At 53.8% G+C, this 23176-nt stretch carries 24 protein-coding genes and 1 tRNA gene; 14 read left to right on the forward strand and 11 right to left on the reverse strand.

The window, feature by feature from the left end; genetic code table 11:
- Nucleotides 1–12: 12 nt before the first annotated feature.
- A complete protein-coding gene (locus IGQ16_RS05550; RefSeq protein ID WP_297041440.1) occupies nt 13–1890 on the forward strand; it encodes a potassium transporter Kup in 1878 nt (625 codons plus the stop codon).
- Between the two features lie 19 nt (nt 1891–1909).
- Here the strand turns inward: IGQ16_RS05550 and IGQ16_RS05555 are convergent, their stop codons facing one another.
- Nucleotides 1910–3175: an ABC transporter substrate-binding protein gene (locus IGQ16_RS05555; RefSeq protein ID WP_024125314.1), complete on the reverse strand. Its 1266-nt coding sequence runs from the start codon at nt 3173–3175 to the stop codon at nt 1910–1912.
- An 11-nt stretch (nt 3176–3186) separates the two neighbouring features.
- The gene (gene mscL / locus IGQ16_RS05560; RefSeq protein WP_297040885.1) at nt 3187–3603 is read right to left on the reverse strand and encodes a large conductance mechanosensitive channel protein MscL; all 417 of its coding nucleotides are present in this window, start codon (nt 3601–3603) and stop codon (nt 3187–3189) included.
- A gap of 223 nt (nt 3604–3826) precedes the next feature.
- Here mscL and IGQ16_RS05565 point away from each other — a divergent pair, with 223 nt between their 5' ends.
- The 4 genes from IGQ16_RS05565 (at nt 3827) to IGQ16_RS05580 (ending at nt 7122) form a co-directional block, all read left to right on the forward strand.
- Nucleotides 3827–4819, forward strand: coding sequence for a 30S ribosomal protein S1 (locus IGQ16_RS05565; RefSeq protein WP_297040884.1), 993 nt, complete (start codon nt 3827–3829; stop codon nt 4817–4819).
- A 1-nt stretch (nt 4820) separates the two neighbouring features.
- A complete protein-coding gene (gene pdxA, locus IGQ16_RS05570; RefSeq protein ID WP_024125311.1) occupies nt 4821–5846 on the forward strand; it encodes a 4-hydroxythreonine-4-phosphate dehydrogenase PdxA in 1026 nt (341 codons plus the stop codon).
- Between the two features lie 85 nt (nt 5847–5931).
- A complete protein-coding gene (locus IGQ16_RS05575) occupies nt 5932–6255 on the forward strand; it encodes a DUF1825 family protein (RefSeq protein WP_297040883.1) in 324 nt (107 codons plus the stop codon).
- Between the two features lie 12 nt (nt 6256–6267).
- A complete protein-coding gene (locus IGQ16_RS05580; protein WP_297040882.1) occupies nt 6268–7122 on the forward strand; it encodes an aminotransferase class IV in 855 nt (284 codons plus the stop codon).
- Here IGQ16_RS05580 and IGQ16_RS05585 read toward each other — a convergent pair.
- Together IGQ16_RS05585 and IGQ16_RS05590 are read right to left on the reverse strand one after the other, a co-directional pair.
- Nucleotides 7119–8240 carry an aldo/keto reductase gene (locus IGQ16_RS05585; RefSeq protein WP_024125309.1) on the reverse strand — a complete coding sequence of 374 codons (1122 nt, stop codon included), beginning with the start codon at nt 8238–8240 and terminating at the stop codon, nt 7119–7121. The genes IGQ16_RS05580 and IGQ16_RS05585 overlap by 4 nt on opposite strands.
- A 1-nt stretch (nt 8241) precedes the next feature.
- Nucleotides 8242–8757: a bifunctional nuclease family protein gene (locus IGQ16_RS05590; RefSeq protein ID WP_024125308.1), complete on the reverse strand. Its 516-nt coding sequence runs from the start codon at nt 8755–8757 to the stop codon at nt 8242–8244.
- Between the two features lie 269 nt (nt 8758–9026).
- Here IGQ16_RS05590 and wecB point away from each other — a divergent pair, with 269 nt between their 5' ends.
- Together wecB and IGQ16_RS05600 are read left to right on the forward strand one after the other, a co-directional pair.
- A complete protein-coding gene (gene wecB / locus IGQ16_RS05595) occupies nt 9027–10151 on the forward strand; it encodes a non-hydrolyzing UDP-N-acetylglucosamine 2-epimerase (protein ID WP_024125307.1) in 1125 nt (374 codons plus the stop codon).
- Between the two features lie 35 nt (nt 10152–10186).
- Nucleotides 10187–10843 (forward strand): diacylglycerol/polyprenol kinase family protein, encoded by a 657-nt coding sequence (locus tag IGQ16_RS05600; RefSeq protein ID WP_041429172.1) that lies wholly within the window; start codon nt 10187–10189, stop codon nt 10841–10843.
- On the opposite strand, the gene IGQ16_RS05605 is transcribed toward IGQ16_RS05600, so the two are convergent.
- Complete coding sequence (locus IGQ16_RS05605) at nt 10824–11468, reverse strand: dienelactone hydrolase family protein (protein ID WP_297060554.1); 645 nt, start codon at nt 11466–11468, stop codon at nt 10824–10826. The genes IGQ16_RS05600 and IGQ16_RS05605 overlap by 20 nt on opposite strands.
- Nucleotide 11469: 1 nt before the next feature.
- Complete coding sequence (locus tag IGQ16_RS05610; RefSeq protein ID WP_024125304.1) at nt 11470–12426, reverse strand: LysR family transcriptional regulator; 957 nt, start codon at nt 12424–12426, stop codon at nt 11470–11472.
- A 95-nt stretch (nt 12427–12521) separates the two neighbouring features.
- Between IGQ16_RS05610 and IGQ16_RS05615 the strand changes: the two genes are divergently transcribed.
- The gene (locus IGQ16_RS05615) at nt 12522–13268 is read left to right on the forward strand and encodes a pentapeptide repeat-containing protein (RefSeq protein ID WP_024125303.1); all 747 of its coding nucleotides are present in this window, start codon (nt 12522–12524) and stop codon (nt 13266–13268) included.
- Nucleotides 13269–13276: 8 nt separating this feature from the next.
- Here the strand turns inward: IGQ16_RS05615 and ispF are convergent, their stop codons facing one another.
- The 3 genes from ispF to uvrB all read right to left on the reverse strand — a co-directional run bounded on the left by ispF (nt 13277) and on the right by uvrB (nt 16523).
- Nucleotides 13277–13759 carry a 2-C-methyl-D-erythritol 2,4-cyclodiphosphate synthase gene (ispF, locus tag IGQ16_RS05620; RefSeq protein WP_024125302.1) on the reverse strand — a complete coding sequence of 161 codons (483 nt, stop codon included), beginning with the start codon at nt 13757–13759 and terminating at the stop codon, nt 13277–13279.
- 90 nt (nt 13760–13849) lie between these two features.
- On the reverse strand, nt 13850–14359 hold the full coding sequence (gene apcB / locus IGQ16_RS05625) for an allophycocyanin subunit beta (protein ID WP_024125301.1): 510 nt from the start codon (nt 14357–14359) through the stop codon (nt 13850–13852).
- A 157-nt stretch (nt 14360–14516) separates the two neighbouring features.
- Nucleotides 14517–16523 (reverse strand): excinuclease ABC subunit UvrB, encoded by a 2007-nt coding sequence (gene uvrB / locus IGQ16_RS05630; RefSeq protein WP_297060556.1) that lies wholly within the window; start codon nt 16521–16523, stop codon nt 14517–14519.
- Between the two features lie 360 nt (nt 16524–16883).
- Between uvrB and pyrR the strand changes: the two genes are divergently transcribed.
- From pyrR to IGQ16_RS05645, 3 genes are all read left to right on the forward strand, one after another.
- Entirely contained in the window at nt 16884–17426 is a 543-nt protein-coding gene (gene pyrR / locus IGQ16_RS05635) for a bifunctional pyr operon transcriptional regulator/uracil phosphoribosyltransferase PyrR (protein ID WP_024125299.1), read from the forward strand.
- 178 nt (nt 17427–17604) lie between these two features.
- Nucleotides 17605–17841 (forward strand): hypothetical protein, encoded by a 237-nt coding sequence (locus tag IGQ16_RS05640; RefSeq protein WP_041429166.1) that lies wholly within the window; start codon nt 17605–17607, stop codon nt 17839–17841.
- Nucleotides 17838–17969, forward strand: a complete 132-nt coding sequence (locus IGQ16_RS05645; RefSeq protein ID WP_255325238.1) for a hypothetical protein — start codon at nt 17838–17840, stop codon at nt 17967–17969. The genes IGQ16_RS05640 and IGQ16_RS05645 overlap by 4 nt, the downstream gene beginning before the upstream one ends.
- Nucleotides 17970–18236: 267 nt before the next feature.
- Here the strand turns inward: IGQ16_RS05645 and IGQ16_RS05650 are convergent.
- A tRNA-Ser gene (locus IGQ16_RS05650) sits at nt 18237–18323 on the reverse strand.
- 126 nt (nt 18324–18449) lie between these two features.
- Between IGQ16_RS05650 and IGQ16_RS05655 the strand changes: the two genes are divergently transcribed.
- Complete coding sequence (locus tag IGQ16_RS05655) at nt 18450–19439, forward strand: cysteine synthase A (RefSeq protein WP_297040820.1); 990 nt, start codon at nt 18450–18452, stop codon at nt 19437–19439.
- A gap of 88 nt (nt 19440–19527) precedes the next feature.
- Nucleotides 19528–20367, forward strand: a complete 840-nt coding sequence (locus IGQ16_RS05660; protein ID WP_024125298.1) for a M48 family metallopeptidase — start codon at nt 19528–19530, stop codon at nt 20365–20367.
- Between the two features lie 6 nt (nt 20368–20373).
- On the opposite strand, the gene shc is transcribed toward IGQ16_RS05660, so the two are convergent.
- Nucleotides 20374–22302 (reverse strand): squalene--hopene cyclase, encoded by a 1929-nt coding sequence (shc, locus tag IGQ16_RS05665; protein ID WP_024125297.1) that lies wholly within the window; start codon nt 22300–22302, stop codon nt 20374–20376.
- 87 nt (nt 22303–22389) lie between these two features.
- Here shc and IGQ16_RS05670 point away from each other — a divergent pair, with 87 nt between their 5' ends.
- Complete coding sequence (locus IGQ16_RS05670) at nt 22390–23103, forward strand: phycocyanobilin:ferredoxin oxidoreductase (protein ID WP_024125296.1); 714 nt, start codon at nt 22390–22392, stop codon at nt 23101–23103.
- Nucleotides 23104–23176: the final 73 nt, after the last annotated feature.

The raw sequence follows: 23176 nt of genomic DNA on the forward strand, positions 1-23176 counted from the left end.
CCCCATCCAGCCATGACTAAAACGAATGCTGACCACCAACCCTCAAGGCTTCTTATTCTGGGTGCCCTCGGCGTCGTCTATGGCGATCTAGGGACAAGTCCCCTCTATGCCTTTGAAGAAACCTTTAATCCCCTCCACCTCCTAGCAGTTACCCCTGCCAATATCTACGGCATTCTCTCCTTGATCCTCTGGGCACTTGTCCTCATTCCAACCCTGAAATACGCAACCTTTGCCCTGCGTGCTGACAACGGTGGTGAAGGTGGCATTTTTCCCCTGATGGCCCTTGTCCTCTCGCGAATTCGCCTCAGTTCCCAATGGCGGCGCTGGGTAATCGTTTTCGGTCTGGTGGGCGCGGCCATGTTTTATGGAGATAGCACGATTACCCCTGCAATTAGTGTCCTCTCTGCGGTTGAAGGGTTAGAGGTACTCAGTCCTCAGCTTGGGGCTTGGACAGTTCCGCTAACGGTGGTGATTTTAGTGGGGTTGTTTTGGTTTCAACATCGGGGTACCACCCAAGTGGGGCAGGTCTTTGGCCCTATCATGTTCCTCTGGTTTATGACCCTAGGCATCCTTGGGGCAATCCACATCTTCGAGCAGCCCACGATTCTGAATGCCCTCAATCCTTGGTGGGGAGTACAACTGTTTTACGGCCATCCTGCCCAAGTGTTTTTCCTCTTGGGAGTGGTGATTTTGGCACTGACGGGTGCCGAGGCCATGTATGCCGATATGGGACACTTTGGCATCCAGCCCATTCGCTTGGCGTGGTATGGTCTGGTCTTTCCCGCCCTTGCCTTGAATTATCTGGGGCAGGGTGCTTTTATTCTCAAGCATCCAACAGCGACCCATAATCTCTTTTTCCAACTTGTACCTGAGTGGAGCGTATTGCCCCTAGTCATCCTCAGTACATTGGCCACCGTCATTGCGTCTCAAGCAGTGATTTCAGGCGCTTTTTCAATGACGGCGGCGGCCATCAAGTTAGGCTATCTGCCTCGCCTGCGCATTGATGTTACGGATGATCATCACCGTGGTCAGATTTATATTCCTGTAATCAACTGGTTGCTACTGGTTACGGTTCTGCTGTTGGTCATGACCTTTAGAAAGTCATCGGAACTTGCAGGTGCCTATGGTTTGGCGGTTAACTTAACCATGGTGGTTACAACCCTCTGCTTGATTCTGGTGGCGCGGCACCTATGGCGGTGGTCTATTGTGCAAATTGGCCTTGTTTGGGTCAGTATTTTAGTGATTGAAATTGCTTTCCTCATCGGCAACGCTCTCAAAATTCCCCACGGTGGCTGGTATCCCCTCGCTTTCGGCGGGGTTGTCTATATGCTCTTAGGAACGTGGCGACAAGGGCAGGTTCTGCTGCGTCAGCAACTCCTGCAAGCGAATGCTCGCTTTTCCCTCAAGGAGCTGCTCAGTCAAGGGGTTGCACGTGTGCCGGGGATTGCTGTTTTCTTCTCACCCGTTCCCCGCACGATTCCACTCAGCTTTATTCAAAACCTTCAGCACAACCATGTGTTGCATCAGCAGACGATCTTTATTCATTTAGCAACTGCGAATATACCCCATGTGCCCTTGGCAGAACAATTGGCCTATAGGGTCACCGATGTTGGTATTTATGAAATCATCCTTACCTCGGGGTTTCGCGATCGCCCGGATCTGCTACTTGCCCTTGAAACTTGCCAACATGCCCTCAATCTCCCCCTCAAGGGCCAGCCCATGAGTTTTTTCTTAGGCCGTCGGACCATCATCCCAACCCATTCCCCCGGCATGACCCACTGGCAAAAGGTTGTATTTGCTTGGCTATACCGCAATGCTGAGGATGCCATGACCTACTTCCGCCTGCCATCTGAACAGGTGGTGGAGCTTGGCATACAGGTAGAGATTTGATACGTGGGAACATTTATCCTCAACGGCTATTCCATGCGGTTTCTGCATCCTCGAGTGCCTGATCAATTGTCTTTTGTCCTAAGAGAACTGCCTGCAAATTCTCGTAGAGGAGTCGTTGTAGTTCTTTAATATCCCGCAGCGGGGGAATGAGAACCTCTGCTTGGCTCATTTGAGCAGCGCTGACGGATCGGGCAATGTCTACAGGAGTGGCCTTTTCGCCAATGGTACGAAAGTAGGGATCCGCTAAGGCTGCTTGTGTAGAAGGCAGGACATTTGCTTCCTTAGCAAAGGCAAGTTGGTTTTCATCATTGGTGACAAAGAGGGCAAATTCTACAGCCAGTTCAGGATGGCGACTCTGGCGGGGCACCAGTAAATTCATCACAGCAACATTTTTTTTGCCAGTCTCGCCCGTCAACTGGGGAGCGGGGGCTGAAACGGCTGCAATACCGGGGGCATTGGTGGCGATCGCGTTCAAAAATTCCGGACTGGTCATCAATAGAGCTGTTTGTCCCGATTGATACAGTTCAATGCCTTGGCGATGGCCTTCAGTGAGCACCTGCGGCGGCAAGAGTCCCTGACGATAGAGATCCAGCCAATACTGGAAAACAGCTTTGCCCGCGGGGGAATTAAAGGCAGCACGGCCTTGATCATCTACTAACTTCACCCCCATCTGCACCATGGCCTGCATCAGTTCGGCAGAGTCCTCGGGCACCATCGTGATAAAGAAGGCATATTTACCTGTTTTTTCCTTCACAGCTTTAGCCACCCTGGCCAGTTCTGCAAAGGTTTGGGGGGGGCGATCGACCCCAGCGGCGGCAAGAATCGCCTTGTTATAAATCGTTACCCGTGAGGTGAGGTACCACGGCACAGCAAAGCTCTTGCCCTCTAACGTCGTAGCCTGCCAGATATTCGGTAGATAACGCTCACGGACGGCGGGGGCTACATAGTCATTGAGATTTAGCCAAGCATTGCGTCCTGCCAACAACGCTGCAAAGTCGGGATTGAGGTTCACTACATCGGGAGCAGTGCCTGCCAACACCGCCATGAGAATTTTGGTCTGCATTGCCGTCCAAGGAATATCCACCCAGCGCACGTGGACAGCGGGATGTTGGGCTTCAAATTCCGCAATCAGGCGATTGAAGTAATCAGTAAATTTTGGCTGCAGTTGCATTGTCCAGAACTCAATCTGGGTGCCTTGGGGAGGCGGTGCTGTTCCGCAACTGGTTAGGATGCTCAACCATAGCCCCACCAATAGACCAGAGAACCAGCGTTGCCACCGTTGCATTGCCAGGACTCCTAAAGCGGTGGCAGTTCAGACGTGCAAGCACGACAGCGACTAGCCTTGAGGGGCACAGACTCTAAGCAGTAGGGACACTCCCGTTGTTCGGGTGCAGGGGTTTTCTTGGGTAGCAAGGGCAAAATCAGCTTCAGGAGAATAAACAGGCTCAGGGCAATCACCCCAAAGTCAAGTAAGCTGCCCAAAAACTTGCCAATTCTAAGCCCTGACCCGAGCGTGAGTTCGCGCCAGTCACCCCCAGGAATCAGAGGATTGACCAAGGGCATGATCAAGTCTTCCACAACGGAAGTGACCATGCGGCTAAAGGCACCGCCCACCACGACAGCGATCGCCAGATCAATAACATTCCCCTTCAGGGCAAATTCGCGGAACTCCTGCCAAAATTGCTTGACCTGTCGGCGGTTTAGTCGCGCCATGCCCACTCCTCAGTAATACACAAAAATTAACATTTATCTTCATCAATGACCAAAATTTTATCGATTCCGCTAGCCAACGGGCAAACTCTAGGCTAAGATTGTAGATCCAGTCAGAAAGTGTTCGAGCGATCGCTGGTATGATTGCGTATGGCACCCACTTCTGCCCGCTTGACAACTCACTATACACCGCCACTTTCGTTAAAGGAGCTAGGAAAACACTCGCATGGTCAATCAGAAAAAAACGTTAGACGTGGGCTTTACGCATGCTGATTTTGCAGCCTTACTGGACCGGTACGATTACCACTTCAATCCCGGCGACATTGTTGCTGGCACCGTCTTTAGCATCGAACCAAAGGGTGCCCTGATTGACATCGGTGCGAAAACCGCCGCCTATATCCCCATTCAAGAAATGTCTATCAACCGGATTGAGAGTCCGGAAGAGGTACTGCAACCCAACGAAACCCGCGAGTTCTTTATCCTGGCGGATGAAAACGAAGAGGGGCAGCTTACCCTCTCAATTCGCCGCATTGAGTACATGCGGGCTTGGGAGCGCGTTCGCCAACTCCAAGCCGAAGATGCCACTGTTCGCTCCCAGGTCTTTGCCACCAATCGTGGGGGTGCCCTTGTCCGCATTGAAGGGCTGCGGGGCTTTATTCCCGGTTCCCACATCAGCACTCGTGTCAACAAAGAGGAGTTGGTGGGTGAAGAACTCCCCCTGAAGTTTTTGGAGGTCGATGAAGAGCGCAACCGCCTCGTACTCAGCCACCGCCGTGCCCTTGTCGAGCGCAAGATGAACAAACTGGAGGTGGGCGAAGTGGTGGTTGGAACGGTGCGTGGGATTAAGCCCTACGGTGCCTTCATTGACATTGGTGGTGTCAGTGGTCTGCTGCACATTTCTGAGATTTCCCACGATCACATTGATACCCCCCACAGTGTTTTCAATGTCAATGATCAGGTCAAGGTGATGATTATTGACCTTGATGCTGAGCGGGGTCGGATTTCCCTTTCCACGAAGCAACTGGAGCCAGAACCCGGTGATATGGTGAAAAATCCCCAGTTGGTCTATGAAAAAGCTGAAGAGATGGCAGAGCGCTATCGGCAGCAGCTCCTGCAACAACAGCAGCAGGCCGCAGGAGAGACCCCTGAGGAAGGGATGGAAGACATTCCCGAAGCCACCGAAGACGATTCGGCTGCACCGATTCTTCAAGAAGCCTAGGATGTCCCTTGCCCTCACCCTTGGGGATCCAGCGGGTATTGGCCCAGAAATTCTCCTGAAAGCCCTAGCTCACCTGCCCTCAGAAATGTTAGGGCAGTTTTTTATTGCGGGTACAGGCCAAGTATTAGAGGAAACCTATGCTCGCCTATGTCAACAGGGACAGGTGGCCATTGATCCTGCTCAGCTTCAGATATGGGAGCATCCCCTCGACGAGGTGATTGTGCCGGGGCGTCCCAGTGTTGCCAGTGGGGCTGCTAGCTTTGCCTATCTCAAAACTGCCCTTCAGCGGGCGATCGCCGGCGAGGTGGCAGGAATTGTGACGGCACCGATTTCTAAGGCCAGCTGGCAAGCGGTCGGTTATACCTTTCCCGGTCAAACTGAAGTGCTGGCTCACTTCACAGGAACTGCCCATGTGGGCATGTTGTTCCTGGGGCGATCGCCTGTGACTCACTGGGTGCTGACTACTTTACTCGCGACTACCCACATCCCATTGCAAGCGGTGCCTAGGGCACTGACCCCCGAACGCCTCAATGAAAAGCTCGCGCTTCTTATCCAGTTTCTGAGGGAGCGGCGACATCTAGAGCGGCCTCGCATTGCCATTGCTGGATTGAATCCCCACAGCGGTGAGCAGGGACACCTAGGCCAAGAGGAAGTGACTTGGCTGATTCCATGGCTTGCAGCAGCCCAGCAGCAGTATCCCGAAGTTGAACTGATTGGCCCTGTGCCCCCCGATACCCTCTGGATTGGGGCTGCCGATGCGTGGTGGGGACGTCCTGCCCCAGCCCCCGCCTACGATGCCTACCTTGCTCTTTACCATGATCAGGGATTGATTCCGGTGAAGATGCTCGCCTTTCGGGAGGCAGTAAATACGACAATTGGCTTGCCTTTTATTCGCACGTCCCCAGATCACGGTACGGCCTTTGACATCGCGGGTACAGGGGTAGCAGACCCACAGAGTTTTTTGGCGGCGATCGCCTGGGCACAAGCTTTGAGCAAAGGATCGGTTTTCCCTCTCACGCCCGCCTAAAGTGCCTTTGATAGAATGCAACTAGATAACAAACCAAAGGGTCAAGCGTTGCCATTGTGGTTGTTGCTGTATCAGGCAGGGTCGTATGGGATTCTTTGATTCAGAAATTGTTCAACAGGAAGCACAACGTCTGTTTCAGGACTACCAGCAGTTGATGCAGCTTGGCTCCGAGTACGGCAAATTTGACCGTGAAGGTAAAAAAATTTATATCGAGAAAATGGAAGAACTCATGGACCGCTACCGTATTTTTATGAAGCGGTTTGAGTTGTCCGATGACTTTATGGCGCAGATGACCATCAAACAACTGGAAACTCAACTGAGCCAGTTTGGGATGTCGCCCCAAAGTATGTTTGATCAAATGCATCAAACCCTTGAGCGCATGAAAGCCGAAGTGGAACGCCAACCCTAGGGGAGAGGGCAAGTGTTACTCTGCAATCTGGACGGGGTAATTACGCCGGAGGCTTCGATTTCTGTTTTTGATCGCGGATTTCTTTATGGTGACAGTGTTTACGAGGTTGTGCGGACCTACGGCGGGGTTCCCTTTGCCCTGCCAGAGCACCTAGCACGATTGCGCGCCTCAGCCGCCTATCTCTACATGACTGTGCCCTGGTCTGATGAGTACATTACCCAAGAAGTTCAACGCACGTTAGCGGCTGCCCCAACAGGAGAATACTACATTCGGATTGTGGTGACCCGTGGTGGCGATCGCCGCATTGGCCTATTGCCAGAACCGACCACCCAACCGCGGTTATTGATTGTGTTGATGGCGATCGCGCCCGAACCAACGTTGAGCGAACAGGGCATTCGCCTTGCCATCGTTAAGCGGCAACGCACAAGTACTGCTGCCCTTGATCCGGCAGCCAAAACGGGCAATTACCTCAACAATATCTTGGCCCTATTGGAGGCACAGCAGGCGGGTTTTGAGGATGCCCTGCTTCTCAATGCCCAAGGACAGATTACCGAGGCCACGACCAGTAACCTCTGGATTGTCCGTGATGGTGTCGTCGAGACACCCCCCACCGCCGTTGGCATACTCCACGGAATTACGCGAGCGACGCTGTTGCAGATCGTTGCAGACTTGGGTATTCCCCATCGGGAAGTGGTTCTTACTCCACAGGACCTAGCAGGAGCCAGTGAGGGCTTTCTCAGTTCCTCGGTGCGCCTTCTAATGCCGATTCGCCAAGTGAATGAGATGGTGTTTCCGGCTTGCCCGGGACCTGTGACCCAACAGCTATGGCGAGAATTATTAGCAGTGATGGAAAAGGCGGCGGCCTAGATCGTCTGCCAAAGGCGCGATCGCGAGGTGCCCTGCAACTGCTCATGGGTTTCCCGCAATAGCCGCGGAATCTCCAAGCGACTGGGACAGCGAGGCAAACAATCGCCACATTCAGTACAGCGATTGGCGGGCTGTCCCGCAAACCAATGGCCGGCCCGGCCAAACATCCCATAGCGATATTTGCCAAATTCCGTCATGTCGTAGGCAACGGCCAAGTTGCGAAGCCGCAATACTTCAGGGATGTGGATTTCCTCTGGGCAGGGCAGACAGGCATAGCATTGGTGACAGAGATCGCTGCCTAGGGCTGCCTGCATCGCCGCTTGTAGGCGATCGCCCACGGCTTGCTCTGCGGGACTCAGGGGATCGACCTGATCGGCCACCGCCAAGGGAAAGGCCAACTCGGCAACGGTGGCAGGCCCAATGCTCAAGGTGGTGATGGCAGGCTGGCTCAGCAACCAGCGATAGCTCCAATGGAGCGGGTGAAAAGGAGCACAGAGATCTTGGAGCCGTTGGGAAGGCTGGTAGAGCTTTCCCCCTTTGTCGGCTGGGGAAATGATGAAAATGCCTAGATTCCGCTCAGCAGCAGCAGCGATCGCTGGGGCATTGCGTTGCTGAAAGTAGGTGTAATGCAGATTCACAAAGTCAAATTGATTGCTGGCGATCGCCGGCAAAATCACAGACAACGATCCATGACTGGAAAAACCCAAAGCGCCAATTACCCCCTTTGCTTGCAATTGCCGCAGCATGGCCATCCCTTCACTGCTCAGCCACGCCAGATGCTCAGGGGTATTCACTCCATGGAGGGCGACACCGTCTAAGCGTGAGAGTTGGAGACGCTCAAGGGATTGCTCAATTTGTCGCTGGACATGATCTGCATCCCCTTGGGGCAATAGTTTGGTGGTGATAAAGACAGCGGGCTGCCCCAATGCCTTAAGGGCACGGCCAATGTAGGCTTCACTGGCACCGTAGGCGGCGGCGGTTTCAATATGGTTAATGCCGTGGGCGATCGCCTCCTCAATGACCGCCTGCATCACCTCTGGGCTGCCCAAGGCACGCATCGTTCCCAGGGAAAACACCGAGAGGTCTAACCCCGTGCGACCAAAACGGCGGTAACGCATCCTAGCCTGCGGAGGAATCCTCCTCCATTCCCCGCCCCTGCTGAATAAAATCTTCAGGGCGAATTGAATCTAAAAAGCGGCGAAAGGCTTGGCGTTCTTCCTCGTCTGCATCGCGATCGACGGGAATCGAGGCATCGGCAACCACTGCTTCCATCACCCAAATCGGGCAATCACAGCGCAGGGCCAGCGCGATCGCATCGCTAGGACGAGCATCAATGTCTTTACGCGTTTCTCCTTGGCGCAGGGTCAGCACCGCATAGTAGGTGTTGTCTTCGAGGGAGTGGATGACCACCCGCTCTAGGGTCATCTTCCATTCGTTGAGGATATTTGCCATCAGATCATGGGTCATCGGTCGCGGTGCCCGTTGATTTTCCAAGGCCATTAAAATTGCCCGCGCCTCACTATCACCAATCCAGATGGGGAGTGCTCGCCGTCCAGCACCGTCTTTGAGCAACACAATTGGTGTGCGGCGGTTAGTGGCATCGAGGGCAATCCCAGCAACAGTCATTTCAATCATGGCCACCTCAGCGAGCGCAATGGCGGTGCATTTCCTTCTATTATTAACATACAGTCCTTCTCACAAAGATGGCACACCCCCACCAGACTCCCTATGGGAGAAGTCATGGCGGGGCGACGCGAGACTCCACACCCTAGCAAAAGGCTGACAGACAACTGTCCATGAGCAGTGGCAACTAGAACTTTTTGACTTTTTGTTTTGACTTTTGGACACTTCCTTCTCGGTACACTAAAAGTACTGTTTTTACTATTTTTGGTATTTAGACGGCTATGATTGCTTCCCCAATCCCGATCTGCATTACGTTGGGTACGCGTCCGGAGGCAATCAAATTGGCACCGGTTATTCAAGTCTTGCAGCGATCGCCCCTGTTTGCCCCGTACGTTGTTCTCACTGGACAGCATCGCGAGATGGTGGATCAAGTGATGGCACTGTTTGACCTACGGGCAGATCGGGACTTAGCCATTATGCAGCCAAAGCAAACCCTGACTGAAATTACCTGCCGTGCCCTCCAAGGCCTTGAGCAACTCTACCAAGAACTCCTGCCCCGTCTTGTCTTGGTACAGGGGGATACAACAACGGCCTTTGCCGCTACCCTTGCCGCCTTTTATCAGCAAATCCCTGTCGGTCATGTGGAAGCGGGCTTACGCACTAACGATCTCTATCATCCCTATCCAGAAGAAGCCAACCGCCGTCTCATTTCCCAATTGGCGCAGTTGCATTTTGCCCCTACGGCACAAGCTGTCAAGAATCTTCAGGCCGCCGGGGTCACGGGTACGATTCACCTGACGGGCAATACTGTCATTGATGCTCTGCTGCAAGTGGCCGATCGCCAACCGGTGTGCCCTGTCCCCGGCCTTGACTGGGAACAATACCGTGTCCTCCTTGCCACCGTTCACCGTCGTGAAAACTGGGGTGCCCCCCTAGAAGACATTGCCAATGGCTTCCTGAGGATCTTAAACACCCTTCCCGATACTGCCTTACTCTTGCCCCTGCATCGCAATCCCACGGTGCGTGAACCCCTCAAAGCCTATTTGGGACACCATCCCCGTGTTTTTCTTACGGAGCCCTTGGACTATCCCACCCTGGTGGCGGCGATGAAGGGATCAACCCTCCTACTCACGGATTCCGGTGGCCTACAAGAGGAAGCCCCTAGTCTCGGCAAACCAGTACTGGTGTTGCGGGAAACCACTGAACGGCCGGAAGCGGTCACCGCTGGCACCGCTAAACTAGTGGGTACCTTTGCGGATAGGATTGCAGCAGCAGCAATTGAACTGCTGACGGATCCAGTGGCCTACAACCGTATGGCAACGGCGATTAATCCCTTTGGCGATGGTCATGCTAGCGATCGCATCCTTGAGATTGTGACCCAGTTTTTTGCCCAGCAGACCCAGTAGACAAAGTAAGGAGCAACCGTTCACTGAGGATAGCAATGACAATGTTCTGGGCAGGAATTTGGGTCACAGGTTGGCTGGGCTTGGTGCTGTTAATTGCAGAACTGATCCACGCTTGGTTTCCCAACGCCAAGGAATGGTCACGGAAAGTGGTTCACATTGGCGCAGGTCAAGTCATCCTGATTGCCTACGCCCTCGGGGTACCCACGAGTTGGGGAATTGTAGCCGCAGCAATCGCTGGTATAGTGACACTGCTGTCGTATCGCGTGCCGATCTTTCCCAGTATTAGTGGCGTGGGGCGACAAAGCTGGGGCACCTTTTTTTATGCGGTGAGTATTGGCACATTAATGGCGCTCTTTTGGAAGACGCTGCCGGAACTGGCGGTTCTGGGAATTTTAGTGATGGCTTGGGGCGATGGCTTGGCTGCCCTTGTGGGAATGAACTGGGGACGCCATCCCTTGCCGGTAACCAGTAAAAGCTGGGAAGGAACTCTGACAATGTTTTGGGTGAGTACTTTGGTCGCGGCCCTCTCCCTCATCCCCATTGCCGCTTTGGCGTCCCTCTGGATTGCCCCTTTAGTGGGTGTGGGTGCAACCCTCTTGGAACTGATTGCTTGGCGAGGGATTGATAATCTGACCGTTCCGATCGGTAGCGCTTTGCTTGCCTATGGGTTACTCAGTCTGAGTTCATTTTAGGCAGGGTCTTCTCGATAAACTGGCGAGCGATCGCGATCGCCTCCCCGTTAATTTCATGGGCCATCGGTAGGGCATGAAATGCTCCCTTCACTCCCGCAGTTTGCAGGGCCTGCCAACTGGCTTGGGCACTGGCAAAGGGCACCACAGGATCCGCTGTGCCATGGATCATCAGCACCGGCGGCGAGGTGGCTGTCACCCCTGGGGGGCGGACTAAATAGCCGCTAAAGACTAATAACCCCGCCAAGGGCAAGGTTAAGCCCACCGCCAATGTCAGGGCTCCCCCTTGGGAGAATCCCCCTAAAATTGTGCGACTGAGGTCAATGGGCAAGCTGGCAATCCACTCCCGCAGTGCCGCTTCGCTGGTGGCTAGATCCGTGGCTCGCTCATCGAGCAGTAATGAGCCACTGAGGGCATTGTGCTGACTCAGGTCATACCACATCCGCCCTTGAGTTACATAGGGATGGGGAAAGGGGGCTGCCGCTGCGTAGATCTGAGCGCGGGGAGCCAGCAACGGACCAAGGGAAATCAAGTCTGCGGCATTGGCCCCCCAACCGTGGAGCAACAGGAGGGTGTGATCTGCCGCGATCGGTGGATCGGGAAAGGCAAGAAATTCGAGGGTTGCCATACTAGACGGGGTTGAGTTCCCTGGCCGGCGCCGCCCCACCGGGATAGGTGAGACTCGATTCAATCATCTCCCGTCCCTCGGTACACACATAGTCAAAGAAGGCCTGGGCCACCACCGACAGTTGTTTGCCAGCGGGATAGACCAGATGCCAGTGCCGCTGAATCGGGAAATGTTCGACATCGAGAATCGTCAACTGGCTGGACTCGCGATCCAGGGCCAAGCAGTGGTGAGACAGGACAGAAATTCCCAAGCCACCGGCGATCGCCTGCTTAATGGACTCATTACTCCCCAGTTCAAGGCGGATATTAATTGGCACACCGTGCTCTGCAAAGAGCTTCTCCACAGCTTGGCGGGTGCCCGATCCCTGCTCCCGCATAATAAAGGGCTCTCCCGCCAGCTCTTGGATCGGGATTTTACTGCGGCCACTGAGGCGATGGTGACTGGGGGCAACCACCACTAAGGGATTATCCAAAAAGCGGTGGCACTCCACATCCACATTGTCTGGCGGGCAACTGGGGATATAGAGATCGTCCATATTACCTCGGATACGCTCCACCACCTGCTCGTGGTTGGTGACGGTCAACGCCACATCAATCCCTGGATAGCGCTGGCAAAAGGGCCCCAGCAGCCGAGGAATCACATATTTGGCCGTGGTAATCACACACAGCCGCAGGTGTCCCTGCTTGAGACCCTTGAGATTGGCAACGGCCATTTCAAAGCGCTCAAGGCGTTCAAAGATGTCTTGGCAGGTGGCCAGCAGTTCCTTGCCAGCTTCCGTGAGATAGAGCCGTTTGCCCACTTGCTCAAAGAGGGGCATACCAACGGCACGGGTCAACTGCTTCATTTGAATCGAGACGGTGGGCTGCGTCAGAAAGAGTTCCTCGGCAGCTCGGGTAAAACTGCCGTGGCGAGCAGTGACCTCAAAAACCTTAAGCTGATGTAGGGTTGCTTGTTTCAAACCCATTCTCCTTTCGTCAGCGATAGGGCTACATAGACGAAATTCTATCAAATTTCGTGCCACGATAACGAAATGTGAGGAATCTCAAGGCAAGAATGATGATCAAAGGGCACTTAAATCCGGTAGTGAGCGATCGCCTGCGGGGGGGAAAACACCTGTGGAACGAATGGCGGCGAATTTATCCTCAGCTTACTGTAGATTTCAGCGAAATGAATCTTACGGGTATGGATTTGCGGGGCTATGACCTGCGGGGCTGTAATCTCAGCGGTGCCTGTCTGCGGGAGGTGAACCTTGCCCAGGGAGATTTGCGCTTTGCCAATTTGCATGGAGCGGATCTGACGGCGGCTAACTTCAATGATGCGGATTGCCGAGGGGCGTTGTTCTTAAAAACTGTGGGCGATCGCGCCACTGCCCAGCGGGCAAATTTTCAACTGGCTAACTTGCAGTACGCCCGTTTTAGCTATGCCGATTTCTCCTGGGCCACCCTTGAGCAGGCGGATTGTCGCCACAGCCATTGGTGCGAAGCGGATCTCAGCCATGTCCGCGCGGCAGCTAGCGACTTTTCCTTTGCCCTGTTGATGGGTGCTAGCCTCAATGAAGCAACGCTGCGGTTTGCGCAATTGGTGCGGGCTTCCCTTGAGGGGGTTCAGGCCTATCGCTGCAACTTCTATGGGGCCAACTTAGCCTATGCGGGGCTGACGCGGGGGTATTTTTCCCACGCCCTTTTTGTGCGTGCCAACCTCAGTCATGCCATCTGTCGCTGGGCGAATTTTCGCCATGCCAATCTCCAGCAAAGCCAGTGTGAGCAAACGGACTTTCACTACAGCCTGTATGTTACCTAGGGGTTATCCTACATTTCTGACTGCAGGAGCGCCACCGCATAGGCAGCAATGCCCTCTTCACGTCCCACAGGCCCTAATTTTTCATTGGTGGTGGCTTTGATACTAATTTGGTCGCGATCAATCCCTAGGGTGGTTGCTAGGCGATCGCGCATCTGATCGAGGTAAGGTTTCAACTTCGGACGCTCCGCCACCACAACAGCATCGATATTGCCCACCTGCCAGCCCCGCTCGGCAATGAGCGCGGCCACTTTTGCCAGCAGCACTTGACTATCTGCCCCTGCCCACTGCGGATCACTGGGGGGAAAGTAATGACCAATATCCCCAAGGCTGAGGGCACCCAAGAGGGCATCCATAATTGCATGGGTGAGGACATCGGCATCGCTGTGTCCCAAGAGTCCGAAGGCGTGCTCTAGCCTGATGCCGCCTAAAATCAAGGGACGCTCCGGAATCAGCCGGTGAATGTCGTAACCATTGCCAATGCGGATCTTCATCACTGCTGCATCGGAAATAGAGAGGGGCGATCGCCGGCGCCACCGCCCTCTATTGTTACAGAGTCTTCTACCTTAGCCAACCTCGGATATTCAGATATTCACTTCACTGAGTTGGCGGCACATGTAGTCAAAGGGCTGTTCAACAATACTGGTGTCTTCAATGCCAGCAGCAGCCACGCGATCGCGCACAATCTCTTTCATGATTTGAATGCCGCGCACCGTTGGTCCAATGGGCACGCCAAGGGAGTTGTAGGTTTCCCGCAAACCTTCGAGGACACGCTCGTTGAGGACATCCACATCCCCGGCCACAATGGCATAGCTGGCATAGCGCAGGTAGTAGTCCATATCCCGTAGGCAGGTGGCGTAGCGGCGTGTGGTGTAGGCGTTGCCGCCGGGTTGAATCAGTTCCGGCTGCTCTGTAAAGAGGGCAGAAGCCGCTTCCTTAACGATGGCGGCGGCATTGGCATTGATCACTGCTGCCGCCTTCACCCGTGCCGCACCGGAATTAAAGTAGGAGCGTAACCTGTCAACAGCATCGCGATCGAGGTAGCGACCGGTGGAATCATAGTTTTTAATGAGTGTGGTGACGGCATCACGCATAGGTTTTTTTACTCCTAGAACTGGTAAAACTAGCGTCAACCCGAACGCCAGCCGAAGTTGTGCGGATCTAAAATCGTACTTAGCTTACCACGCTAGGGTTTCCCTGCCTTCGCTCCCGTTTACGGACTGTTGCGAACTATTACAAAAGTTCATAATTTTAGGGGTGCCCCACCAGGCGATCGCGCAAACGCTTAATTTGATCGCGGTAGCGGGCAGCCTCCTCAAAGGCCAATTCTTGGGCAGCCGCCTTCATTTTCGCCTCAAGGTCTTGGATCAGTTGGGGAATATCCTCTAGGCTGAGTTCCTGTAGGGCTTGGGAAGATAAGACGGACACTGACTCGGCGTTGAGGCGGCGAGACACATCCAAAAAGGCCAAGATGGCGTTACTGGTTTTCTTGACAATGGGCTGGGGGGTAATGCCGTGGGCTTGGTTGTAGGCCAGTTGAATGGCGCGGCGGCGCTCAGTTTCTTGGATGGCTTTTTGCATACTCTCTGTGAGGGTGTCTGCATAGAGAATCGCCTGTCCGCGTACGTGCCGCGCAGCGCGGCCAATGGTTTGAATGAGCGATCGCTCCGCCCGCAGGAAGCCTTCTTTATCCGCGTCAAGGATCGCCACCAGGGACACCTCCGGCAAATCTAATCCCTCCCGCAGCAGGTTTACCCCAATCAGGACATCAAAGTCCCCTTGGCGCAGGGCTTCGAGAATCTCAATACGCTCAATGGCATTGATTTCTGAGTGCAGATAGCGCACCCGTACCCCCCGCTCTTGGAAGTACTCAGTTAGATCCTCCGCCATCCGCTTCGTAAGGGTGGTCACCAGCACCCGCTCCTGGCGATCGCACCGCAAGCGAATCTCCCCATACAGATCATCCACTTGCCCTTGGGTGGGGCGGACAAAAATTTCTGGATCTACAACCCCCGTGGGACGAATAATTTGCTCCACTACCTGTGTGGACACCGCCAATTCCCAATCCCCAGGCGTGGCCGAAACAAAAATGCACTGCTGCACCTTCTGCCAGAATTCCTCCGGCTTCAGGGGGCGATTATCCGCCGCACTGGGCAAGCGAAAGCCGTGATCAATCAGCACTTTTTTGCGGGCTTGGTCGCCATTGTACATACCGCGAATCTGCGGCACCGTTACATGGGACTCATCCACCACCAAGAGCCAATCCTCAGGAAAATAATCAATTAAACACTCTGGCGGTTCCCCCGCTGCCCGACCTGCGAGATGGCGTGAGTAGTTTTCCACACCATTGCAGTAGCCCACTTGTCGCAGCATTTCCAAGTCATAGCGGGTACGTTGACTCAGACGCTGTGCCTCAAGGAGTTTATTTTGGGCTTCCAAGTTGGCCACCTGGGCTTGGAGTTCCGCTTCAATGGCAACGCAGGCTGCTTCCAGGCGTTCAGCAGGGGTGACAAAGTGCTTCGCGGGATAGATATTCAGGCGTTGCAGACTTTGCAAGGTTTCCCCCGTCAGCGGATCGACATAGCGAATCGCTTCAACTTCATCCCCAAAGAACTCAACGCGAATGATGCGATCCTCATAGGCAGGACCAATCTCAAGCACATCCCCTTTTACGCGGAAGCGCCCCCGCCCCAGTTCGACATCGTTGCGAGTGTATTGAATGGTTGCGAGCTGCCGCAGCAGTTGCCGCAGATCCGTTTCCTTGCCCACCTCGAGGGGAATCGCGGCCTTTAGGTACTCTGCGGGAATTCCCAAACCGTAGATGCAGCTAATCGAGGCCACCACAATCACATCCCGCCGTTCAAAGAGGGAGCGGGTGGCGGAGTGGCGCAACATATCAATTTCCTCATTGATAGAGGCACTTTTTTCGATGTAGGTATCGGTAACGGGAATGTAGGCCTCCGGTTGATAGTAGTCGTAGTAGGAGATAAAGTACTCAACAGCATTTTTTGGAAAGAATGAGCGCAGTTCATTGCACAGTTGCGCCGCCAGGGTTTTGTTGTGCGCCAAAACCAGGGTGGGGCGACCAAGGGCCTCGATAACGCGGGCGATCGTGTGGGTTTTGCCTGTACCCGTTGCTCCTAGCAGCGTTTGGAAGCGATGTCCTGCCTGTACCCCGGCAACCAGTTTTTGAATTGCTTGGGGTTGATCTCCCGTGGGTTCAAAGGGAGCATGAATACGGAAGGGAGTGCTGGTCATTGCCCAATTTCTCAAGAATTCTTTCCTAGTTTTTAGGGTAACGGAGCAACATAGGAGCGAGCCACCCGCAGTCTTTTTCAGGAGAGTTGCACAGGCTGGCAACGGTCAAACCCATTTCCCCGCCCATTCTAGAAAGTAGCCGTAAAATTTGGTATCCCAAGTAACAGTTTCTCGTGTATTGTAACAATTAATTGCGCTAAATCTAAAGAATTGGTAAAAGCTTTGGCCACCTCAAAATGTCGGCAGTATCGTAGGGAAGCAAGATACCTCCTAACTGCGTCTTTGGCCCTACCCGCTTGGCGTAGGGTCTCTTTTTGCGGGAATTTCGCTAGAATCTTGGAATTCCCTACTGTGACGGCCATGGCTGGTGAAGTCGTTGAAATTTTAAGTGCCGATGATTTACGGCGCACTGTAACGCGCTTAGCTTCCCAAGTGGTGGAAAAGGCTCGCGATGCCCTCGACAAGTTAGTGTTGCTAGGGATTCATACCCGTGGGGTTCCCCTTGCCAAGCTCCTAGGACAACACGTTGAACAACTGGAAGGCGTGAGCCTCCCCATTGGTGAGTTGGATATCACGTTTTATCGCGATGACTTGGATCGCATTGGACCGCGTACCCCCCGTCGGACCCTGATTCCAGTGGATCTCTCCGGGCGGATTGTGGTTTTGGTGGATGACGTTATCTTTAGTGGTCGCACGATTCGCTCTGCCCTCAATGCCGTCCATGATTACGGTCGCCCCAATGCCATTTGGTTATTGGTACTCATCGATCGCGGGCACCGAGAATTGCCGATTCACCCTGACTTTACTGGTAAAGTGCTGCCCACAGCTCGCGATGAAGTGGTCAAGGTCCTCTTGCAGGGGATTGATCAGCGAGATGGAGTAGAGCTGTGGAAACCCTTTTAATCTTGGGAAGACCATACAGGACAGTCAATGCCATTCATCTCAAAAAAGCATTCTTTCCAATGAAGGATACATGGCTATTCAATGCCAATAGTCTTGATTGAGCGTTATTTATAGAATCCGAGCAACTGTTTGATCCTGACTTTCCCACTGATTTGAACCCTGTTTGAGTTAATCTAAGATGCCACTGAATTGGCAACGCGCCCAAAAGTATCTCCAAAAGTTTGATTTTGGGTCTCTGTTTATTGAAGAACTGGGCTGGGATACAGTCGATCGCGCCACACCGCCCTTGGAGATTGACGGTCACGCTTTCGAGGTGGTGTCTATTTCCCAAAAATGGGGCTTTATTATCTATCTTTATTATTTATTGTCTATCAATGTATTAGGCCGAAAATTCCAGCGCGGTCAATTCGGGTGAAGCGCGATCGCCAACTGCTGGACGACAGCAAATCCCTTTTGTTGGTGTTTGGGGATGAGAGCAAAACACAACAGGAATGGCTGTGGCTAAAACCAGAACTGGGCAAGAGCGCCAAGGTGCGATCTTAATTCGTACTAGGTGGGCCAAAATCCTGATTCACTGTTGCAAAGAGGTATTGGCGGTGAACTTCAAGCAAAGAAGAGAACCTAACCCATGTGAATGTTGCCGAGAAGGTAAAACAAGGCTTTGATCTTGAAGGGCAGAAGTTAAGAGGCTAGAAAAAAGGGTCGTGGGTGCTCGATAGGGCATTGGCGCTTTGATTGGCAGTCAGAGCGACTCGTCACTGGGGATGTTAAGTTTCTTGTAGATTCCATACTTCTGATCGGGGCTATCAACGGAGAGGGGGGGATTCGAACCCCCGTTAGGTGTTACCCTAAACTTGATTTCGAGTCAAGCGCATTCAACCACTCTGCCACCTCTCCAGGGATCTCCAATCATAGCAAAGGTGAATGCCAAAGGGACACTGGGCGATCGCTCTCCCTGAGGGGAATTCTGGCGGCAAAGCCTTTTACCATAAAAGTATTCAGTCAACTTAAAACAACGACGGCATGAATATTAAACAGGGTTTTGTCGGCACCGTCGGGCAGACGCCGCTGATTCGCCTCAATTACTTTAGTGACCTGACGGGCTGTGAAATTCTTGGTAAAGCGGAGTTCCTCAACCCCGGTGGCTCCGTCAAGGATCGAGCTGCCCTCTACATTATTGAAGATGCTGAAAGAAAAGGCCTTCTCAAACCCGGCGGTACAGTGGTCGAGGGCACAGCTGGCAATACCGGCATTGGCCTAGCCCACATCTGCAATGCCAAGGGCTACAAGTGCCTGATTGTGATTCCTAATACCCAATCCCAAGAAAAAATTGACCTGTTGCGTACCCTAGGTGCCGAGGTGCGCCCTGTTCCTGCCGTGCCCTACAAAGACCCCAATAACTATGTGAAGCTCTCTGGCCGTATTGCTGCTGAGATGGAGAATGCCATCTGGGCGAACCAGTTCGATAACCTTGCCAATCGCCAAGCCCACTACGAAACCACTGGCCCTGAAATCTGGGAGCAGACCGATGGCCGAATTGATGCGTGGGTAGCAGCCACTGGCACGGGGGGCACCTATGCAGGTGTAGCCCTGTTTCTCAAGGAAAAAAATCCCGCCATTCGCACTGTGATTGCCGATCCTATGGGCAGTGCCATCTATAGCTATGTAAAAACGGGTACCCTCAGTAGCACAGGGAGTTCAATCACTGAAGGCATTGGCAATAGCCGCATTACAGCAAACTTAGCAGGCGCTCCCATCGATGATGCGATTCAAATTGAGGATCCAGAGTGCCTGGAAATCATTTATCAACTGCTGCACTACGATGGCCTTTTCATGGGGGGCTCCGTGGGCATTAATGTGGCGGCAGCGGTACGTCTAGCCAAGGAACTCGGCCCCGGCCACACAATTGTCACAGTGCTGTGCGATGGGGGTTCCCGCTATCAATCGCGGCTCTTCAACCCAGAGTGGCTGGCCAGTAAGGGGCTACGGGTGCCAGAGATTAAACCACATTAAGCCTTGGGAACAATGTCTAAAATCGAGGGGTCGAAAGGGGGCAAGTAGCCGCTAGGCGTGGGTGTGGACTTTACGCGAAGCATGGGCCGTGAAAAAACAACGTTGGTTTCTCCTCTTTGCCAGTTTGGTCTGTGGGGTGGCGATCGCCTGCCATCCCGTTGCGGTACAGGCACAACATCTCTGGCAGCGGTTGCTGTTGCAGGGAATTCAGGTCATCCAACTATCCAATATCTCGCCCCGCCAAGAGGTGGCTTTGGGGCAACAGATCCATGAGCAGATGCTACGGCAAGGGATGCGCCTGGTTCGGAATCCCGCTGCTCAAAACTATGTGAATAGCATTGGTACGCGCTTGGTCAATGTCGGCGAACGTCGAGGGTTGCCCTATCAATTTCACATCATTCAAGACCCCCAAGTAAATGCCTATGCGACGATGGGGGGCTTTGTCTATGTCACGACAGGGCTAGTGCTGCGGGCAGAAAATGAGGCGGAACTAGCCAGTGTCATTGCCCACGAAATTGGCCATATCGATCAGCGCCATGTGATTCGTCAACTGCAACAAATGGCGATCGCCCAGGGCTTAATGACAGCAGCAGGCTTGGATCGCGATCGCGGGCTACAAATAGCTATGGAACTAGCTTTTCGGCGTCCCCGCAGTCGTGAGCAGGAACTAGAAGCTGATCGCTATGGGTTGGGGCTATTGGTCCGCAGCAACTACGATCCACGGGCCATGGTGACCTTTCTCGGGAAGTTGCAACGGGAGGGAGGGGCACCGCCGACGATTTTGAGTACACACCCTGCTCCCCGCGATCGCCAGTTAATTGCCGAAAATTTAATCCGCTCTGGCCTCAGCAATGAATGCGTGGTTACCCCCCAACCCCTCTGTGGCACCGATACCTTGGCCTATCAGCAACAACTGCGTTTCTTTTAGTTTCAACTAACTGGCTAAAAGATTGCGCCAGCGGGCATAACGGCCCAAGGCTGTCAGTGGAAAGTGCTGCTGGTAGTAGTGGTACTTCAAGTAAAAGTGGCAGGGAAAGCCGGTGCCAGTGAAGTAATCCTCATGCCATGTGCCGTCTGGGCGCTGCGTCTCAAGAAGATAGGCAATTCCCTTTTCAATAGCCTCTGCGGCGTAGTCCCCCGTGGCATCGCCAGCGGCCAAAAGGCCAATAATGGCCCAAGCGGTTTGGGAAGCGGTGCTATCCCCTTGGCCCTTGAGGGAAGGGTCATTGTAGCTCCAGCAGGTTTCACCCCAGCCGCCATCGGCATTTTGACACTGCACCAACCACTCAGCGGCACGGCGAATACGCCAGCGATCGTAGGGAGGAGCCACAAGGGAGAGGGCCGCCAAAACCCCACTCGTGCCATAGAGGTAATTCACCCCCCAGCGGCCAAACCAACAGCCTTCCGGTTCCTGCTCATTGCGCAAGTAGGCAAGGGCGCGATCGAGGGCACCACTGTCAAAGGCCACCTGACACCGCCCCACCATCTCCAGCACCCGTGCCGTGACATCAGCAGTATTCGGGTCAATCATTGCCTTGAGATCGCCGTAGGGAATGGTATTTAGCCAATCTTGGTCGTTGTCCACATCAAAGGCCGCCCAGCCCCCCGGCCGACACTGCATTGAGGCAATCCAAGCGACTGCCCGCTCAAGGGCTCGCCGTTTTAGGTTTTCATCGGGCAGGGTCACGGCATGGAGGGCCATCACCACTACTGCGGTATCATCCACATCGGGGTAGAAGCGATTCTCAAATTCAAAGGCCCATCCCCCCGGCTGCCCCTTTTTGTTTTTTACGTGCCAGTCTCCATAGTCAAGGATTTGCTTGGAGAGCAGCCATTCGCCAGCTTTGACAAGGGCGGGATGATCGGGAGCAACACCTGAATCCACCATGGCTCGCATCACTAAGGCGGTATCCCAAACGGGAGAGACACAGGGCTGCACGCGATATTCAGTCTCTGTTTCAATGGCAAAACGATCCACTGCTGCCATCCCCCGCTGCACAATGGGGTCATCAACAGCATAGTCAAGGGCACGCAACGCCAATAGGGAGTTGAGCATTGCCGGAATAATGCCGCCCCAATCGCCACTGGGTTCTTGATGCTCCAGCACCCACTCCTCAGCAGCCTTGAGCCCCTGTTCTCTGAGGGGATCAATCTTCAGGGTTTCAAAGAGCTTGAAGAGGCGATCGAGGCCAATAAAAACATCACTCCAGTCGCCTTGGCGGGGCAGTTCCCAGACCACGTTTGCCCGCCCTTCGGCATAGAGTTCATCGAGGGTAATGGGCGGGTCCATCGCATAAACCGGCTTGCGATCCATGACAATCAACAGTGGCACCGTGCTGCTGCGTGCCCAACTGGACATTTCATAAATGGTGAAGGGGCTACCTTCTGGCAAAAGCATGATCCAAGAAGGCAGGGAGGGAATCCCCCGCCAGTCATAGCAGCCAATGAGGGCAAGGTGCAGTTTGGTAAAGATGCGGGTTTTGCTAATGCCACCGCGGACAAGGATAAATTGCCGTGCCCTCACCAAGGCCGGATCGGTTTCGGGAACGCCCAAGAGCCGCAGTCCCATGTAGGCCTCAACACTGGTGCTGAGATCACCACCATCGCCATAAAACAGTTCCCAACCGCCGTGATCTCGCTGCTGGTTGCGTAAATACTGTTCCACTTTGGCCAAGGGTAACCGCTGTTCGGTGCCCCAGATTTTGTGGAGCAGGATTACCTCGGCGGTCATGGTTACATTGGACTCCAATTCCGCCCACCAGTAGCCCTCGGCATATTGTTGCGAAAAGAGAAAGTCTTGGCTAGCGCGAATCGCCTGTTGAAGTTGCTTTGGGTCAATGGCCGTCGTAAGTGGAGTTGGCATAATCTCTCGGCTGTTAGACTCTTGGTTAGTTTAGCGGGGGCGATCGCTCCCTCGCAAGCGGCCTAGACTTGGGTTACAATCAAGGCTATGTCTGTGCGTCAACACCAACATCCTCTGATTCAGCGGCTCGCCGATCGCATTGAAGCGATTTGGCAGGCTTTCCTTCCCTTGGCACCCTACGCCCTGCCTGAAGATTTCGGTTATGTCGAGGGTAAACTGGAAGGGGAACGGCTAACGATTGAGAACCACTGCTACCAAGCCCCTCCCTTTCGCAAGCTCCACCTTGAATTGGCACGGGTAGGGGAGAGTTTGGACATTTTGCACTGCGTCATGTTTCCAGAGCCGCGCTACGACCTACCTATGTTTGGCTGCGATCTCGTCGGTGGCCGCGGGCAAATAAGTGCTGCGATTGTGGATCTTTCCCCTGTGACGGGTCAGTTGCCCGCGGCCTACACCGCCGCCTTAAGTGCTTTGCCGAAGCTCACCTTTAGTCAACCGCGTGAGTTGCCCCCTTGGGGGCATATCTTCTCGCCTTTTTGCATTTTTATTCGGCCACAGGGAGAAACGGAGGAACAGCAATTTCTAAATCGCATTGGTGAGTACCTCACCCTCCACTGCCAACTGAGCCAGCAGGCTGTACCTACGGATCAGCCAGAGGCTGTCATTGCCGGGCAGCAGCAGTACTGCCATCAGCAACAGCAAAACGACAAAACGCGCCGTGTGCTTGAAAAAGCCTTTGGCAGCGCTTGGGCAGAACGCTATATGACTACAGTTCTCTTTGACTTGCCCCCCGCTGCTTAGATCTCATTGAGGACTTTCTCCCCGATAAACCGCATCAGTCAGATTAAAAAACAAGGATACATTGGAATGGTGA

Origin of the sequence: Thermosynechococcus sp. M3746_W2019_013 (assembly GCF_015296045.1) — a bacterium.
Taxonomy (GTDB): Bacteria; Cyanobacteriota; Cyanobacteriia; order Thermosynechococcales; family Thermosynechococcaceae; genus Thermosynechococcus.

Bases quoted from the DNA above. Each gene is read 5' to 3' on its own strand.
- IGQ16_RS05550 (WP_297041440.1), top strand. From the start codon at position 13: ATGACTAAAACGAATGCTGACCACCAACCCTCAAGGCTTCTTATTCTG.
- IGQ16_RS05555 (WP_024125314.1), bottom strand. From the start codon at position 3,175: ATGCAACGGTGGCAACGCTGGTTCTCTGGTCTATTGGTGGGGCTATGG.
- mscL (WP_297040885.1), bottom strand. From the start codon at position 3,603: ATGGCGCGACTAAACCGCCGACAGGTCAAGCAATTTTGGCAGGAGTTC.
- IGQ16_RS05565 (WP_297040884.1), top strand. From the start codon at position 3,827: ATGGTCAATCAGAAAAAAACGTTAGACGTGGGCTTTACGCATGCTGAT.
- pdxA (WP_024125311.1), top strand. From the start codon at position 4,821: ATGTCCCTTGCCCTCACCCTTGGGGATCCAGCGGGTATTGGCCCAGAA.
- IGQ16_RS05575 (WP_297040883.1), top strand. From the start codon at position 5,932: ATGGGATTCTTTGATTCAGAAATTGTTCAACAGGAAGCACAACGTCTG.
- IGQ16_RS05585 (WP_024125309.1), bottom strand. From the start codon at position 8,240: ATGCGTTACCGCCGTTTTGGTCGCACGGGGTTAGACCTCTCGGTGTTT.
- IGQ16_RS05590 (WP_024125308.1), bottom strand. From the start codon at position 8,757: ATGATTGAAATGACTGTTGCTGGGATTGCCCTCGATGCCACTAACCGC.
- wecB (WP_024125307.1), top strand. From the start codon at position 9,027: ATGATTGCTTCCCCAATCCCGATCTGCATTACGTTGGGTACGCGTCCG.
- IGQ16_RS05600 (WP_041429172.1), top strand. From the start codon at position 10,187: ATGACAATGTTCTGGGCAGGAATTTGGGTCACAGGTTGGCTGGGCTTG.
- IGQ16_RS05605 (WP_297060554.1), bottom strand. From the start codon at position 11,468: ATGGCAACCCTCGAATTTCTTGCCTTTCCCGATCCACCGATCGCGGCA.
- IGQ16_RS05615 (WP_024125303.1), top strand. From the start codon at position 12,522: ATGATGATCAAAGGGCACTTAAATCCGGTAGTGAGCGATCGCCTGCGG.
- ispF (WP_024125302.1), bottom strand. From the start codon at position 13,759: ATGAAGATCCGCATTGGCAATGGTTACGACATTCACCGGCTGATTCCG.
- apcB (WP_024125301.1), bottom strand. From the start codon at position 14,359: ATGCGTGATGCCGTCACCACACTCATTAAAAACTATGATTCCACCGGT.
- uvrB (WP_297060556.1), bottom strand. From the start codon at position 16,523: ATGACCAGCACTCCCTTCCGTATTCATGCTCCCTTTGAACCCACGGGA.
- pyrR (WP_024125299.1), top strand. From the start codon at position 16,884: ATGGCTGGTGAAGTCGTTGAAATTTTAAGTGCCGATGATTTACGGCGC.
- IGQ16_RS05640 (WP_041429166.1), top strand. From the start codon at position 17,605: ATGCCACTGAATTGGCAACGCGCCCAAAAGTATCTCCAAAAGTTTGAT.
- IGQ16_RS05655 (WP_297040820.1), top strand. From the start codon at position 18,450: ATGAATATTAAACAGGGTTTTGTCGGCACCGTCGGGCAGACGCCGCTG.
- shc (WP_024125297.1), bottom strand. From the start codon at position 22,302: ATGCCAACTCCACTTACGACGGCCATTGACCCAAAGCAACTTCAACAG.
- IGQ16_RS05670 (WP_024125296.1), top strand. From the start codon at position 22,390: ATGTCTGTGCGTCAACACCAACATCCTCTGATTCAGCGGCTCGCCGAT.